16 protein-coding genes are annotated in these 13,430 nt (G+C 72.7%); 10 read left to right on the top strand and 6 right to left on the bottom strand.

All coding sequences use genetic code 11. The features are described from left to right. Nucleotide 1 precedes the first annotated feature (1 nt). Nucleotides 2–472: a pyridoxamine 5'-phosphate oxidase family protein gene (locus ACWCV9_RS22740; RefSeq protein ID WP_450789044.1), complete on the bottom strand. Its 471-nt coding sequence runs from the start codon at nucleotides 470–472 to the stop codon at nucleotides 2–4. Between the two features lie 88 nt (nucleotides 473–560). Between ACWCV9_RS22740 and ACWCV9_RS22735 the strand changes: the two genes are divergently transcribed. Then, nucleotides 561–1,202 carry a cysteine hydrolase family protein gene (locus tag ACWCV9_RS22735; protein ID WP_450789042.1) on the top strand — a complete coding sequence of 214 codons (642 nt, stop codon included), beginning with the start codon at nucleotides 561–563 and terminating at the stop codon, nucleotides 1,200–1,202. Here ACWCV9_RS22735 and ACWCV9_RS22730 read toward each other — a convergent pair. Next, a complete protein-coding gene (locus tag ACWCV9_RS22730) occupies nucleotides 1,189–1,617 on the bottom strand; it encodes a Rieske (2Fe-2S) protein (protein ID WP_385844149.1) in 429 nt (142 codons plus the stop codon). The genes ACWCV9_RS22735 and ACWCV9_RS22730 overlap by 14 nt on opposite strands. 150 nt (nucleotides 1,618–1,767) lie before the next feature. On the opposite strand from ACWCV9_RS22730, the gene ACWCV9_RS22725 reads away from it, so the two are divergent. The 7 genes from ACWCV9_RS22725 (at nucleotide 1,768) to ACWCV9_RS22695 (ending at nucleotide 7,872) form a co-directional block, all read left to right on the top strand. Further along, on the top strand, nucleotides 1,768–2,532 hold the full coding sequence (locus ACWCV9_RS22725; protein ID WP_450789040.1) for a HipA family kinase: 765 nt from the start codon (nucleotides 1,768–1,770) through the stop codon (nucleotides 2,530–2,532). Further along, on the top strand, nucleotides 2,529–2,978 hold the full coding sequence (locus ACWCV9_RS22720; RefSeq protein ID WP_450789038.1) for a DUF3037 domain-containing protein: 450 nt from the start codon (nucleotides 2,529–2,531) through the stop codon (nucleotides 2,976–2,978). The genes ACWCV9_RS22725 and ACWCV9_RS22720 overlap by 4 nt, the downstream gene beginning before the upstream one ends. 150 nt (nucleotides 2,979–3,128) lie before the next feature. Beyond that, nucleotides 3,129–3,890: a 3-oxoacyl-ACP reductase FabG gene (gene fabG, locus ACWCV9_RS22715; protein ID WP_385844152.1), complete on the top strand. Its 762-nt coding sequence runs from the start codon at nucleotides 3,129–3,131 to the stop codon at nucleotides 3,888–3,890. 12 nt (nucleotides 3,891–3,902) lie between these two features. Further along, nucleotides 3,903–4,661, top strand: a complete 759-nt coding sequence (locus ACWCV9_RS22710; protein WP_385844153.1) for an SDR family oxidoreductase — start codon at nucleotides 3,903–3,905, stop codon at nucleotides 4,659–4,661. A 188-nt stretch (nucleotides 4,662–4,849) separates the two neighbouring features. Continuing rightward, nucleotides 4,850–6,427 (top strand): ABC transporter substrate-binding protein, encoded by a 1,578-nt coding sequence (locus ACWCV9_RS22705; RefSeq protein WP_450789035.1) that lies wholly within the window; start codon nucleotides 4,850–4,852, stop codon nucleotides 6,425–6,427. A 91-nt stretch (nucleotides 6,428–6,518) separates the two neighbouring features. Then, the gene (locus tag ACWCV9_RS22700) at nucleotides 6,519–7,202 is read left to right on the top strand and encodes a uracil-DNA glycosylase (RefSeq protein ID WP_450789034.1); all 684 of its coding nucleotides are present in this window, start codon (nucleotides 6,519–6,521) and stop codon (nucleotides 7,200–7,202) included. A gap of 169 nt (nucleotides 7,203–7,371) precedes the next feature. After that, nucleotides 7,372–7,872 carry a hypothetical protein gene (locus ACWCV9_RS22695; protein WP_450789032.1) on the top strand — a complete coding sequence of 167 codons (501 nt, stop codon included), beginning with the start codon at nucleotides 7,372–7,374 and terminating at the stop codon, nucleotides 7,870–7,872. Between the two features lie 31 nt (nucleotides 7,873–7,903). Here ACWCV9_RS22695 and ACWCV9_RS22690 read toward each other — a convergent pair whose 3' ends face one another. The 3 genes from ACWCV9_RS22690 to ACWCV9_RS22680 form a co-directional block, all read right to left on the bottom strand. Next, complete coding sequence (locus ACWCV9_RS22690) at nucleotides 7,904–8,407, bottom strand: hypothetical protein (RefSeq protein WP_450789030.1); 504 nt, start codon at nucleotides 8,405–8,407, stop codon at nucleotides 7,904–7,906. A 114-nt stretch (nucleotides 8,408–8,521) separates the two neighbouring features. Beyond that, the gene (locus ACWCV9_RS22685) at nucleotides 8,522–9,034 is read right to left on the bottom strand and encodes a DinB family protein (protein WP_450789028.1); all 513 of its coding nucleotides are present in this window, start codon (nucleotides 9,032–9,034) and stop codon (nucleotides 8,522–8,524) included. A gap of 58 nt (nucleotides 9,035–9,092) precedes the next feature. Next, nucleotides 9,093–9,683: a TetR/AcrR family transcriptional regulator gene (locus tag ACWCV9_RS22680; protein WP_450789026.1), complete on the bottom strand. Its 591-nt coding sequence runs from the start codon at nucleotides 9,681–9,683 to the stop codon at nucleotides 9,093–9,095. Between the two features lie 84 nt (nucleotides 9,684–9,767). Between ACWCV9_RS22680 and ACWCV9_RS22675 the strand changes: the two genes are divergently transcribed. Beyond that, nucleotides 9,768–10,961 carry an FAD-dependent monooxygenase gene (locus tag ACWCV9_RS22675; RefSeq protein WP_450789024.1) on the top strand — a complete coding sequence of 398 codons (1,194 nt, stop codon included), beginning with the start codon at nucleotides 9,768–9,770 and terminating at the stop codon, nucleotides 10,959–10,961. After that, nucleotides 10,958–11,869, top strand: coding sequence for a Gfo/Idh/MocA family protein (locus ACWCV9_RS22670; RefSeq protein WP_450789022.1), 912 nt, complete (start codon nucleotides 10,958–10,960; stop codon nucleotides 11,867–11,869). Before ACWCV9_RS22675 ends, ACWCV9_RS22670 begins: the two co-directional genes overlap by 4 nt. On the opposite strand, the gene lnt is transcribed toward ACWCV9_RS22670, so the two are convergent. After that, the gene (lnt, locus tag ACWCV9_RS22665; protein WP_450789020.1) at nucleotides 11,787–13,379 is read right to left on the bottom strand and encodes an apolipoprotein N-acyltransferase; all 1,593 of its coding nucleotides are present in this window, start codon (nucleotides 13,377–13,379) and stop codon (nucleotides 11,787–11,789) included. The genes ACWCV9_RS22670 and lnt overlap by 83 nt on opposite strands. Between the last annotated feature and the right edge of the window lie 51 nt (nucleotides 13,380–13,430).

Below are 13,430 nucleotides of genomic sequence, written 5' to 3'. Positions count from 1 at the left end.
CCTAGCGGGACCCCAGCTTGCGGAAGTCCCAGGAGACGATCTTCTCCGGGGTCAGCCGGGCCCAGGCGTGCCGGCCGTCGTGCGGCATCTCCTCCAGGCCGAAGTTCTTGCGGGCGAACAGGGTCTCCGGCGTGTCGAGTTCGGCGCACAGCTCACCCGTGCGCGGCACCTCGCCCACGAACTCGACCCGCCCGGACAGCTCGGCCCCGCGCAGCTCGTCGTACTCCTCGCCCGAGTCGATCACGACGGCCACGCGCGGATCGCGCCGCAGCTGTGCCCAGCGCCGGCTGCGCACCACCGAGTACAGCCACAGCGAGGTGCCGTCCCAGGCGAACCAGAGTGCGCTCACATGCGGGGTGCCGTCGGCCGAGACGGTCGCGACCCGGCAGGTGCGCTGCGTGGTGAGGAACGCGTCCAGCTCGCCGGGCGTCATCATGATCCTCCGGCCCCTGCGCTGCTGACTGACGCTCATGCGGCCCCCTCTTCTGTCCCCTGTTACCGGCCAACTATCGTGTCAGGGCGATCCTCTGACATTCCGTCAGAAAATCAAGGGGGCTCTCATGCCGTCGTACGACCGGCTCGCCGAGCTGCTCGATCCCGTGCACACCGTCCTGCTGACCGTGGAGTGCCAGCGCGGGGTCGTCGGACCGGACAGCGCACTGCCCGAACTCGCCCGCGCGGCCCGGGCCTCCGGCGCCCTGCACCATGTCGCCCGGCTGGTCGCCGCCGCCCACGCGAGCGGTGTGCAGGTGATCCACGCCATCGCCGAGCGCCGTCCGGACGGCCGCGGCGCCAGCCGCAACGCCCGGCTGTTCCGGGCCGCCGAACGCCTCCCGGTGCAGCAGCTCAGCGGCAGTACGGCGGTGCGCGTGGCGCCCCCGATCGAGGTCGGCGAGGAGGATCTCGTCGTACGGCGGCTGCACGGTCTGTCCCCGCTGCACGGCACCGACGTCGACCCGCTGCTGCGCAATCTCGGCTGCCGCACCCTGGTCGTCACCGGTGTCTCGGCGAACGTGGCCGTGCCCAACGCGGTGTTCGACGCCGTCAACCTCGGCTACACGGTCGTCGTCCCGGCCGACGCCATCGCCGGGGTGCCCGCCGACTACACCCCCCAGCTGGTCCGGCACACCCTCGCGCTGGTCGCCACGGTCACGACCACCGACGAGGTCCTCGGCCATCTGGCACGGGTCAGGCCAGCGTGATGTCCTCGCCGGAGACGGTGATCTTCGCCGCGGGCAGCGGCCGGGTCGCCGGACCCTGCTTCACACTGCCGTCCTCGGCGGAGAAGTGGCTGTTGTGGCACGGGCACACGATCACACCGTTCGCCACGCTGCTCACCGCGCACCCCTGGTGGGTGCACTTCGACGAGAAGGCCTTGTACTGGCCGGCGGTCGGCTGCGTGACCACCACCCCCTGGTCCTTGAAGACCTTGCCGCCGCCCTCCGGGATGTCGGAGGTCTTGGCCAGTGCGGTGCCGGAGCCGGTGGTCACGCTCTTCGAGGAGTCGTCGCCCGAGCCGCAGGCCGTCAGCGCGGCGGCGAGCCCCGCCGCTCCGGCCGCCGCCACGACGGTACGGCGGGCCGGTCCGGCGGGGGAGTTGAGCGATGCGCTGGTCATGTGGGGGTTCCCTTCCGCGGTGCGGTTCGTGGTCCGCCGAGGGGTACGGTCCCCGGGCGCCACCTGTTCAGAGGGGGCACCCCGATGCTCGCCGCCCGGCTGTGCGCGAGCTGTCGGCCGGTCCCGGCCGCACCCCAGTAACCTGGGGCGATGCTCAAGGAAGTCACCGCAACCCGCTACATCACGCCGCTGCGGGAGGGGGGATCGCTGCCGGGACTCGTCGAGGCCGACGACTTCGGGACCTATGTCATCAAGTTCACCGGCGCCGGACAGGGCCGCAAGACGCTCGTGGCCGAGGTGGTGTGCGGCGAGCTGGCCCGGCGGCTCGGGTTCCGGATGCCCCGGCTGGTCACCCTGCGCCTGGACCCGGTCCTCGGCCTCGGCGAGCCCGAACAGCAGGTGCAGGACCTGCTGCGCGGCAGCGGCGGCGCCAACCTCGGCATGGACTTCCTCTCCGGCGCCCTCGGCTACGACCCGCTCGCCTTCCCGGTGCGCCCCGAGGAGGCCGGCCGGATCGTCTGGTTCGACGCGCTCGTCAACAACGTCGACCGCTCCTGGCGCAACCCCAACCTCCTGGTGCACCGCGGCGAACTCTGGCTCATCGACCACGGCGCCACCATGATCTGGCACCACAACTGGCCCTCCGCCGCGGCCTCCGCCGCCCGCCCCTACGACGCCTCGGACCACGCCCTCGCCCGCTTCGCCCCGGACGTCGCCGCCGCCGCGGCCGAGCTGGCGCCCCTGGTCACCGAGGACCTGCTCGCCGAGGTCACCGCCGAGATCCCCGACGCCTGGCTGGCCGACGAGCCGGGCTTCGACACCCCGGACGAGCTGCGGCGGGCCTATGCGCGCCCGCTGCTGGCCCGGGCGGCCGTCATCGCCGAGCGCATCACCGGTATCGAGGAGGGCAAGTGAGCGAGCGGCACATCCACGTGGCCGGCCATGTCACCGAGCGGCACATCACCCGGGCCGGCCAGGGCGGCGACCGGGACGTGTTCGAGTACGCGCTGCTGCGGGTCGTCCCGCGGGTCGAGCGCGGCGAGTGCATCAACGCCGGCGTGATCCTCTACTGCCGGGCGCAGGGCTACGTCGGGGCCCGCACCCATCTGGACGAGGCCCGGCTGCGGGCCCTGGACCCGGCGGCGGACGCGGACGGGATCCGGGCCGCCCTCGGTGCCGTGGAGAGGATCTGCGCGGGCGGCGAGGAGGCCGGGCAGGCGGCCCGGGACGACGCCGGCCGGCGCTTCCGCTGGCTGATCGCGCCCCGCTCCACCGTCGTCCAGCCGGGTCCGGTGCACACCGGACTCACCACCGACCCGGCGGCCGAGGCGGAGCGCTTGCTGGACCTCCTGGTGAGGTAATGGATCACACCGGCCGGGCGCCCCGTTGACACCGGGTGCCAGGCCTTCTAGCGTCACGGGTGCTGAAGGTACTAAGCGGTCGCTCACCGCGCACGAGGGGTCCCTGCCGAGGGGCCCGACAGGTTCTCTCAAGGGCGAGGAGAAGCAGCAATGTCCACCACTGAACAGCGGGTCGCGGTAGTCACCGGAGCGGCGCGCGGCATCGGGGCCGCCACCGCCGTACGGCTGGCCGCCGAGGGTCGCGCGGTCGCCGTGATCGACCTGGACGAGGCCGCCTGCAAGGACACCGTCGAGAAGATCACCGCCGCCGGCGGCACGGCGATCGCGGTCGGCGCCGACGTGTCCGACGAGGCGCAGGTCGAGGCGGCCGTCGCCCGCATCACCGCGGAGCTGGGCGCGCCGACCATCCTGGTCAACAACGCCGGCGTGCTCCGCGACAACCTGCTGTTCAAGATGAGCGTCTCGGACTGGGACACCGTCCTGAACGTGCACCTGCGCGGCTCCTTCCTGATGACCAAGGCCGTGCAGAAGCACATGGTCGACGCGGGCTTCGGCCGGATCGTCAACCTGTCCTCCTCCTCGGCGCTCGGCAACCGCGGCCAGGCCAACTACTCCGCCGCCAAGGCCGGTCTCCAGGGCTTCACCAAGACCCTCGCCATCGAGCTGGGCAAGTTCGGCATCACCGCCAACGCCGTCGCCCCCGGCTTCATCGCCACCGAGATGACCAAGGCCACCGCCGACCGGGTGGGCATGGGCTTCGACGACTTCAAGAAGGCCGCCGCCACCCAGATCCCGGTGCAGCGCGTCGGCGAGCCCGAGGACATCGCCAACGCCATCGCCTTCTTCACCGGCGAGGCGGCCGGCTTCGTCTCCGGCCAGGTGCTGTACGTCGCCGGCGGCCCGCTCAACTAAGGAACACGCACCATGACTTCCGTGGAACTCTCCGGCAAGGTCGCCCTCATCACGGGCGCCAGCCGCGGCATCGGGTACGGCATCGCCGAGGCCCTGGTCGCGCGCGGTGACCGGGTCTGCATCACCGGCCGCACCGAGGACAGCCTGAAGGAGGCCGTCGACCGGCTCGGCGCCGACCGGGTCATCGCCGTCGTGGGCAAGGCCCATGACCCGGACCACCAGACCGAGGCCGTCGAACGCACCATGGAGGCCTTCGGCCGCCTGGACTTCCTGGTCAACAACGCGGGCACCAACCCGGTCTTCGGGCCGCTCGCGGACCTCGACCTGAACGTCGCGCGCAAGGTCTTCGACACCAACGTGATCTCCGCGCTCGGCTTCGCCCAGAAGGCCTGGCACGCCTGGCAGAAGGAGAACGGCGGCGCGATCGTCAACATCGCCTCGGTCGCGGGCCTCGCGCCCTCGCCGTTCATCGGCGCCTACGGCGTCAGCAAGGCGGCGATGATCAACCTGACCCAGCAGCTGGCGCACGAGTTCGCGCCCAAGGTCCGGGTCAACGCGATCGCCCCGGCCGTGGTCAAGACCAAGTTCGCCCAGGCGCTGTGGGAGAACCGGGAGGACGAGGCGGCCGCCGCCTACCCGCTCGGCCGGCTCGGCCTGCCCTCCGACATCGGTGGCGCCGCGGCCTTCCTCACCTCCGGGCAGTCCGACTGGATCACCGGCCAGACGCTCGTCCTGGACGGCGGCATCTTCCTCAACGCCGGCGTCAGCTGATCGTCCGTTCCGGGCGCCGAACTTCCGACGGATCGGCGCCCGGAACGCCGTACACGATCCACCCAGTGGGATGACAACGTCGTCACAGCGCAATCGATCAAGAGCCGGGATTCCAGGGGTGGTTCGACTAGCCGGACGCTGCGGTATGGTCTGCCGACCCTTGGTACGGCAGATCGAGGAGCGTGCGCGTGTTCAACCGGAACCGATTCCTGCGGCGAGTCGCGGCGATCGCGTCCATATCCCTGCTGGCCGGATGCGGTCTGTTCTCCGGCGGAGACCCGGACGGCAAGGGGCCCATCGTGGTCGGCACCACCAGTGCGCCGAGCACCCTGGACCCCGCCGGGGCCTGGGACGGTTCCTGGGAGCTGTACCGCAACATCTACCAGACGCTCCTCGCCTACCCGAACGGCGCGACCACCCCGCAGCCCGACGCCGCCGAGAGCTGCTCCTTCACCGACTCCGGCAGCCGCACCTACCGCTGCACCCTGCGCGCGAACCTGAAGTTCGCCGACGGCGACCCGCTCACCGCCCGGGCCGTGGCCTACTCCATCAACCGCATCCGCACCATCAACGCCCCCGGCGGCCCCGCGGGCCTGCTCGACAGCCTGGACCGGGTGGAGACGAGCGGCGACCGGAACATCGTCTTCCATCTCAACCAGTCCGACGCCACCTTCCCCTTCGTGCTGGCCACCCCCGCCATGTCGATCGTCGACCCCGACGACTACCCGGCCCGCTCGCTGCGCACGGACGGCAAGGTCTTCGGCTCCGGGCCCTACCAGCTCCAGTCGTACGAGGAGGACAAGGAGGCCGTCCTCGTCGGCAACGGCAACTACCACGGCTTCGCCCAGCCGCAGAACGACGCGGTGACCATCCGCTACTTCCAGGACTCGTCCAGCATGGTCAAGGCCCTGCGGGCGAAGCAGATCGACGTCACCTACCGCGGGCTCGCCGCCGACGACATCCTCGCCCTCCAGCAGCACGCCACCACCGACCTCCAGCTCGTCGACGGCGCCGGCACCGACATCAGCTACCTGGTCTTCAACCCCAAGGACCCCTGGGCCAGGCAGCCCGCCGTGCGCAAGGCCGTCGCCCAGGTCATCGACCGGGGCGCCATCGCCCACAAGGTCTACAAGGACACCGTCGACCCGCTGTACTCCATGATCCCCAAGGGCCTGACCGGGCACACCACCGGCTTCTTCGACGACTACGGCGACCCCAGCGCCGACAAGGCCCGCGCCCTGCTGACCGCCGCTGGCATCCACCAGCCGGTCCCGCTCACCCTCTGGTACACCACCGACCGCTACGGCTCCGAGACGGCCCAGATGTTCCAGGAGCTCAGGCGGCAGCTGGAGGCCACCGGGCTGTTCACCATCACCCTCAAGAGCCGCCCCTGGAAGAGCTACGTGGTCGGCTACCAGAAGGGCGAGTACCCCGTGTTCGGGCGCGGCTGGTTCCCGGACTTCCCGGACGCGGACAACTTCATCGCCCCCTTCGTCGGCGAGCACAACGCGCTCGGCACGCCGTACCCGGCCAAGGAGATCACCGGCAAGCTGCTGCCCCACTCGCGCGCGCAGAGCGACCGCGCGCAGACCGTCAAGGACGTGGAACAGGCCCAGCAGATCCTGGTGAACGACGCCCGGCTGATCCCGCTGTGGCAGGGCCGGCAGTACGTGGCCGCGAGCGACGACATCTCCGGCGGCGAGCAGGCCCTCGACCCGTCGACGATCATGATGATGTGGATGCTGCACCGCAAGACCAGCTGGTGAGCCCGGTGCCCGACCCTTGTCGTGCCGGTTGTCAGTGGTCGCCTGTAGGTTCTGAGGCGAGCAAGTGACCGCACATCGTGAGGACGTTGACGTGACCGACACCGCCATGCTGCCCGAGTCCTGGCGCGGGGTTCTGAGCGACGAACTGCAACAGCCCTACTTCAAGGAGCTGACCGAGTTCGTCGAGGAGGAGCGGGCGAAGGGTCCCGTCTACCCGCCGCGCGAGGAGGTCTTCGCCGCGCTGGAGGCCACGCCGTACGACCAGGTCAAGGTGCTGATCCTCGGCCAGGACCCGTACCACGGCCCGGGCCAGGGTCACGGCCTGTGCTTCTCGGTGCGCCCCGGGGTGAAGACCCCGCCCTCGCTGCGGAACATCTACAAGGAGATGCAGGCGGAGCTTGGCCTGCCGGTCCCGGACAACGGCTATCTGATGCCGTGGGCCCGCCAGGGCGTGCTCCTGCTCAACGCGGTGCTCACCGTGCGCGAGGGCGAGGCGAACTCGCACAAGGGCAAGGGCTGGGAGAAGTTCACCGACGCGGTGATCCGCGCGGTGGCCGACCGCAGCGACCCGGCGGTGTTCGTGCTCTGGGGCAACTACGCCCAGAAGAAGCTCCCGCTGATCGACCAGGAGCGGCATGCGGTGGTGAAGGGCGCCCACCCCTCCCCGCTCTCCGCGAAGAAGTTCTTCGGCTCCCGCCCCTTCACCCAGATCAACGAGGCGATCGCCCGCCAGGGCCACACCCCGATCGACTGGACCATCCCGAACCTGGGCTGATCGCCCCGAGGCTGAGCGCCCGAAGGGCCGCGGGGCTGTATCGATATGCGGCTCCGACGGCGTCGCGGTCGACCACTGCCCCCGGACACGACGGCGCCGCCTGCCTCGCAAAACCGGCGGCGCCATCTAGCGTCGGAGACAGACACCTGACGACGGCCCGGAGGACGCGGTGGCGGAGCGACAGGACCAGGCGGCGCCGGACGCCCTGCTGACGCGGATCGGCCAGGTCGTGATGCTGCACCACGGCGGCGACCGGGAGGAGGCCCGCAGTCGCTTCCTCGACCTGTGGGCGGAGGTCGGCGAGCACGGCGCCCCGCTGCACCGCTGCACCCTCGCCCACTACCTCGCCGACACCCAGGACGATCCGGCGGACGAACTCGCCTGGGACCTGCGGGCCTTGTCCGCGGCGGAGGAGCTGGCCGACGGGCGCGGCGGCGATCCGCTGACCGTCCGGGGCTTCTTTCCCTCCCTGCATCTGAACCTGGCCGCGGACTACGCCAAGCTGGGCCGCACCGAGGCCGCCCGCAGCCACCTCCGCCGTGCCCGCAGTGCGGCGGGCACGCTCACGGACGACGGGTACGGGGCCGGTGTGCGGGCGGCGATCAGGCGCCTGGCGGTGCGGCTGGAGGAGGACGGCGACGGCAGCTGCGGGCCGCCGCGCCAGCGGTAGCCGGCGGGGCGCTGCCGATCGGCGGCGCCGGTCAGCGGCCGTAGGTCTCCTCGCAGATCACCGCCTCCGGGCTGTCCTTGCGCCAGCCGCCGTACTGCTTGCCCAGCGCGCAGACGTCCGGGGTCTTCGGGATCGTCCGGGGCAGGCCCGGAACGCGGATGTGGGTGCGCCGGTGGTGGTGGTACGGGTGATGCCGCCGAGTGCGCGGGCGCGGCGGTGCCGCCGGAGCGGCCGGAGCCGCCGGGATCCGCGGGCGGTGGGCGGCCGGGGGCGCGGCGGCGGGCCGGTGCGGAGTCGCCGGCGCGGAGCGCTTCGGGGGCGGGGGGTACGGCCCGACCATCTCCAGCGCCTCACGGGCCGGTGCCTGCACCACCCGGGGCTCCCCGCTGCCGTCCGGCCGGGGCACCGGCGGCAGCGAGGTCGCCGATGCGGGCGGAGGCCCGGGAGGTGCCGGGCGCGGTACCGTCACACAGCCCGTGAGGGCCGATACGGCCACGGTGACCAGGAGCGCTGCGGTGATGGTCGTTCGGTGCACCGCGCAAGAATGCTGGGTCGGCCCCTCGTTTCGCACCGGGGAGCGATGGTTCAGGCCCCCGCACGGGTGATTGCGTGCCCCGGACGAGGGGTTTTAGAGGCTCGGGGCTGACGTTCAGTCGCCGGTGACGCCGTCGATGCGCTCGCGGAGCAGATCGGCGTGGCCGTTGTGCCGGGCGTACTCCTCGATCATGTGCGTGTAGATCCAGCGCAGGTTGAACGACTCGTTCCTGCGCCGGTGCCGGCCCTTGGAGAGGTCGTCCAGAGCGAAGTCGGCCGCGTGCCGCCGGGCCGCCTCGATCTCGGCCTGCCAGGTGGCGTGGGCGTCCTTCCAGGTGTCCGACTCGGTGACGCGGAAGTCGCCGTCGGGGTCCTCTTCGGTGTAGTAGATCGGCCCGGCCTGCTCGCCCGCCAGGACCCTGCGGAACCAGGCCCGCTCGACCTCCGCCATGTGCCGCACCAGCCCCATCAGGGACAGCATGGACGGCTCGGCGGATGCGGTCCGGAGCTGGGCGTCGGTCAGGCCCTCGCACTTGTGGGCCAGGGTCTGGCGATGGTATTCGAGCCAGCCCTCCAGCATGGTGCGTTCGTCGGCGGTGGTCGCGGGTTCCCGGCGTTCCATGGTCATGACGGCATCCTCACCCGGTGCGGACAGGGGAAACCACCGGATTTATCGGCTCCAGGGCTCAGCGGCCCAGCATGCCGGTGAGCAGCTCGCGCAGGCCGGTGCGGATCTCGGCCAGGCCCGGGGTCTGTGCGCCGAAGGAGCCCGCCGCGCAGGAGAACATCAGCCCGTCCGCCCAGGCGACCAGCGACAGCACATGCCGGTCCGGGTCGGGGGAGCCGGCGGCGGTGAGCAGTGCGGCCAGCTGCTCCTTGAAGACGGCGCCGGTCGCGTCGTAGAAGGCGCGGAGTTCGGGGCGGCGGGTGGCCTCCAGGGCCAGTTCGTAGCGGGCGATGAGCAGCTCGCGGTTGCGGGTCAGGGAGCGGTGCAGCGCGAGGGCCAGCCCCTCGGCCAGCGCGTCGAGTCCGTCCCCGGGGTCCGGGGTCTCGTCCAGGGCCAGCACCCGCGCCTCCCGCTCGGCGTGCCGCCGTACCGCGAGTTCCAGCAGGGCCTGCCGGGTGCGCGCCACGTTCGACGTCGAGCCCGACGGCAGACCGGCCGTCTCGTCCACCGCCCGGTGGGTCAGCCCGCGCATCCCGCGTTCGGCGAGCAGGGCGAGGGCGGCGTCGGCGACGAGTTCGGCGCGGGAGGCGTTCGGGCTGCTTGCGGGCATGGGGTGACCCTACCCGAGTCACTACTTCTGTAGTACGGTCGACACATCGGTTAACTACATCTGTAGTGATTGCGTGGAGGGGTCATGGCGAAGCGGTCGGCGCGTGCGGTGGTCATCGGGGGCGGGATCGGCGGCCTGACCGCCGCCGCGGCCCTGCACCGGCGCGGCTGGGAGGTGACCGTGCTGGAGCGGGCCCGCTCGCTGGAGCCCGTCGGCGCGGCCATCTCGCTGGCCCCGAACGCCCTCGCCGCCCTGGACGTCCTCGGCGTCGGCGAGGAGATCCGGGACCTGGCCGCCTGGCAGGGCGACGGCGGGCTGCGCACCCCGAGCGGCCGCTGGCTGTCCCGGTCCAGTGCCCGGGCCGCCGCCGACCGCTTCGGCGGACCTCTGGTCCTGCTGCCCCGCGCCACCCTGGTCGACCGGCTCGCCGCCCTGCTACCGCCCGGCGCCGTCCGGACCGCCTCCGCCGCGACCCTCACCGACCCCGGCGACCGCGACCGGCCCGCCCGGGTCACCACCGGCGACACCGAACGGGAAGCGGACCTCGTCGTCGCCGCGGACGGCATCAACTCCCGGGTGCGCGCCGCACTGTTCCCCCGCCACCCCGGGCCGGCCTACGCCGGGTTCACCACCTGGCGGCTGCTGCTCCCCCTGCCCGGCGCGCGATTCGCCTCCCACGAGACCTGGGGCCGCGGCCGGATCTGGGGCACCCACCCGCTCAAGGACGGTCGGGTCTACGCGTACGCGGCCGCCCTGGCCCCGGCCGGCGAGCGGGCCGCCGACGACGAGAGGGCCGAACTGCTGCGCCGCTTCGGCGACTGGCACGACCCGATTCCCGCCGTCCTCGCCGCCGCCCGCCCCGAGGACGTCCTCCGGCACGACGTCCACCACATCGCCACGCCCCTGCCCGCCTACCACCTGGGCCGCACCGCCCTCCTCGGCGACGCCGCCCACGCCATGCCGCCCACCCTCGGCCAGGGCGGCAACCAGGCCATCGAGGACGCGGTGGTGCTCGCCCATCACGCGCCCGACCTCGCCGCCTACAGCGCGGACCGGCTGCCGCGGACCACCGGGATCGCCCGCCGGGCCGTCAGGGTCGCCCGCGTGAACCTGGCCCGCGGCCGCGCCGCCGTCGCCGTACGCGACACCGCGATCGCCGCGCTGTCGGTGGCCGGACCCGCGCTGTTCCTGCGTGGCTTCGACGGCATCGCCGACTGGCGGCCCCCGTATGCTTCCGAGCAGGCACACGCCGGACAGCGGCAGGGGAGACACAGGTGAAGATCGGCTGCATCGGACTCGGGGACATCGCCCAGAAGGCGTATCTGCCGGTGCTCGGCACCCAGCCGGGAACCGAACTCCACCTCCAGACCCGTACCCCCGCGACCCTCCACCGGGTCGCCGACGCCCTGCACCTGCCGCGGGAGCAGCGGCACGCGGACCTGGACTCGCTGCTCGCCGCCGGCCTCGACGCCGCCTTCGTGCACGCGCCCACCGCCGTCCACCCCGAGATCGTCACCCGGCTGCTGGAGGCGGGCGTCCCGACCTACGTCGACAAGCCGCTGGCCTACGAACTCGCCGACTCCGAACGGCTGGTGGACCTCGCCGAGCGGCGCGGCGTCTCCCTCTGCGTCGGCTTCAACCGGCGCCACGCCCCCGGATACACGCAGTGCCTGGACCATCCGCGCGAGCTGATCCTCATGCAGAAGAACCGGATCGGACTGCCCGAGGAGCCGCGCTCGCTGATCCTGGACGACTTCATCCATGTCGTCGACACCCTGCGCTTCCTGGTGCCGGGCCCGGTCGACGACATCACGGTCCGCGCCCGCGTCCGGGACGGTCTCCTGCACCACGTGGTGCTCCAGCTCGGCGGGGACGGCTTCACCGCGCTCGGCGTGATGAACCGGCTCAGCGGCTCCACCGAGGAGATCCTGGAGGTCTCCGGCCAGGACACCAAGCGCCAGGTGCTCAACCTCGCCGAGGTCGTCGACCACAAGGGCCAGCCGACCGTGCGCCGGCGCGGCGACTGGGTGCCGGTCGCCCGGCAGCGCGGCATCGAGCAGGCGGTCCTCGCCTTCCTGGACGCCGTGCGGGCCGGCAAGGTGCTCAACGCCCGGGACGCGCTGGCGACCCATGAGCTGTGCGAGCGGGTGGTACGAGCGGTTCAGGAGCGTTCCGGCGCAGCCTGAGCGCCCGTGTCCCCTCCGCCGCGCACACCACCACCAGCACCAGCAGCGCGCCGTGCACCGGCCAGTCGCCGTAGCGGACGTACGGCGTGACACCGTGCGCGAGCGGTACGTCGTACACCCGGGCGGTGCTCGCGGCGGTACCGAGCCACGGTCCGAGCCGCTGCCCGCCCGGCCCGTACACGGCGGAGACCCCGGTCAGGGTCGCGTGCACCATCGGCCGGCCGGTCTCCGCGGCGCGCAGCGCGGCCAGCGACGCGTGCTGCGCCGGTGCCCAGCTGTCCTGGAAGGTGGAGGTGGAGGACTGGCCGAGGAGGATGTCGGCGCCGTCCGCGGCGAGATGCCGGCTCATGTCGGGGAAGGCGGTCTCGAAGCAGACCAGCGGGCCGATCCGCAGCCCGTGCCCGGCCTCCATGACCACCTGCGCGGTGCCGCGCCGGCGGTCCTCGCCGGCCGCCTTGCCCACGGAGGTGGCCCAGCCGAACAGCGAACGCGCCGGTATGTACTCCCCGAACGGCACCAGCCGCATCTTGTCGTACCGCGCGCCGGTCGGGCCGTCCGGGCCGATCAGCACCGAACTCTTGTAGATGCCGGGCCGGTCGGAGCGGCGGGCGTCCACGTTCACCAGCACGTCCGCACCGGTCCGCCGGGACAGCGCGGTGATCCGCCGGGCCAGGTCGGGCCGGTCCGCCAGATCGAAGCCGACACTGGACTCGCCCCACACCACCAGGCCCACGCCCCGCCCGGCGAGCCGCCGGGTCAGCTGCTCCTCGCGGTCGAACCGCCGCTCGGCGCTGTCCCGCCCGCCCACGACACCCGGCTGTACGACGGCGATCCGCACCCGCCCGTCGATCCGGGGACGCGGCGCCCACGCCCAGACCGCGGAGGTCGCGGCCGCCGCGGCGACCAGTGACGCCACGGCGACCAGCGAGGCCACGGCGGGCAGCCGCGCGGCGCGCACGGCCAGCAGCACCGCGACCGCCACATTCACGGCCACCACCAGGAAGCTGAGCAGCCACACCCCGCCGACCGAGGCCAGCCGCAGCGCCGGGCCCACCTGCCACTGGCTGGCGCCCAGCAGCCCCCACGGCCCGCCGAGCCCCTGCCAGGACCGCACCAGCTCCGCCAGCAGCCAGCCCGAGGGCAGCACCAGCAGCGCGGCCGCGCACCGGCCCGGCGAGGGCAGCCCGCCGAGGTACCGGCGCACCAGCCAGCCCCACGGCGCCCAGAGCGCGCCCAGCAGCGCGCCGATCAGGAAGATGAAGACGTGCAGACTCGGCAGCAGCCAGTGGTGCATGGCGACCATGAAGCCGAAGCCGCCGCACCAGCCGTCGTACGCCGCCCGCCGCCCCGTCGGCGCCGAGCGGGCCAGCAGGATCCAGGGGACCAGGGCGACATAGGCGAACCACCACAGCGCCGGTGCCGGGAACGCGAGCACGGGCAGCGCGCCCGCGAGCGCGGCGGCGCAGGAGCGCCGCCAGGGGGAGGTCAGCCAGTGGTCGATCATCCTCATACGGACTCTCCCTACCCAGGCAGGTTCCCAGTGTGCGCGCCCACGCCGATC

Source organism: Streptomyces sp. NPDC001606, assembly GCF_053596835.1.
The sequence above is the reverse complement of the archived record's forward strand: the minus strand, read 5'-3'. Positions and strand labels throughout refer to the sequence as shown.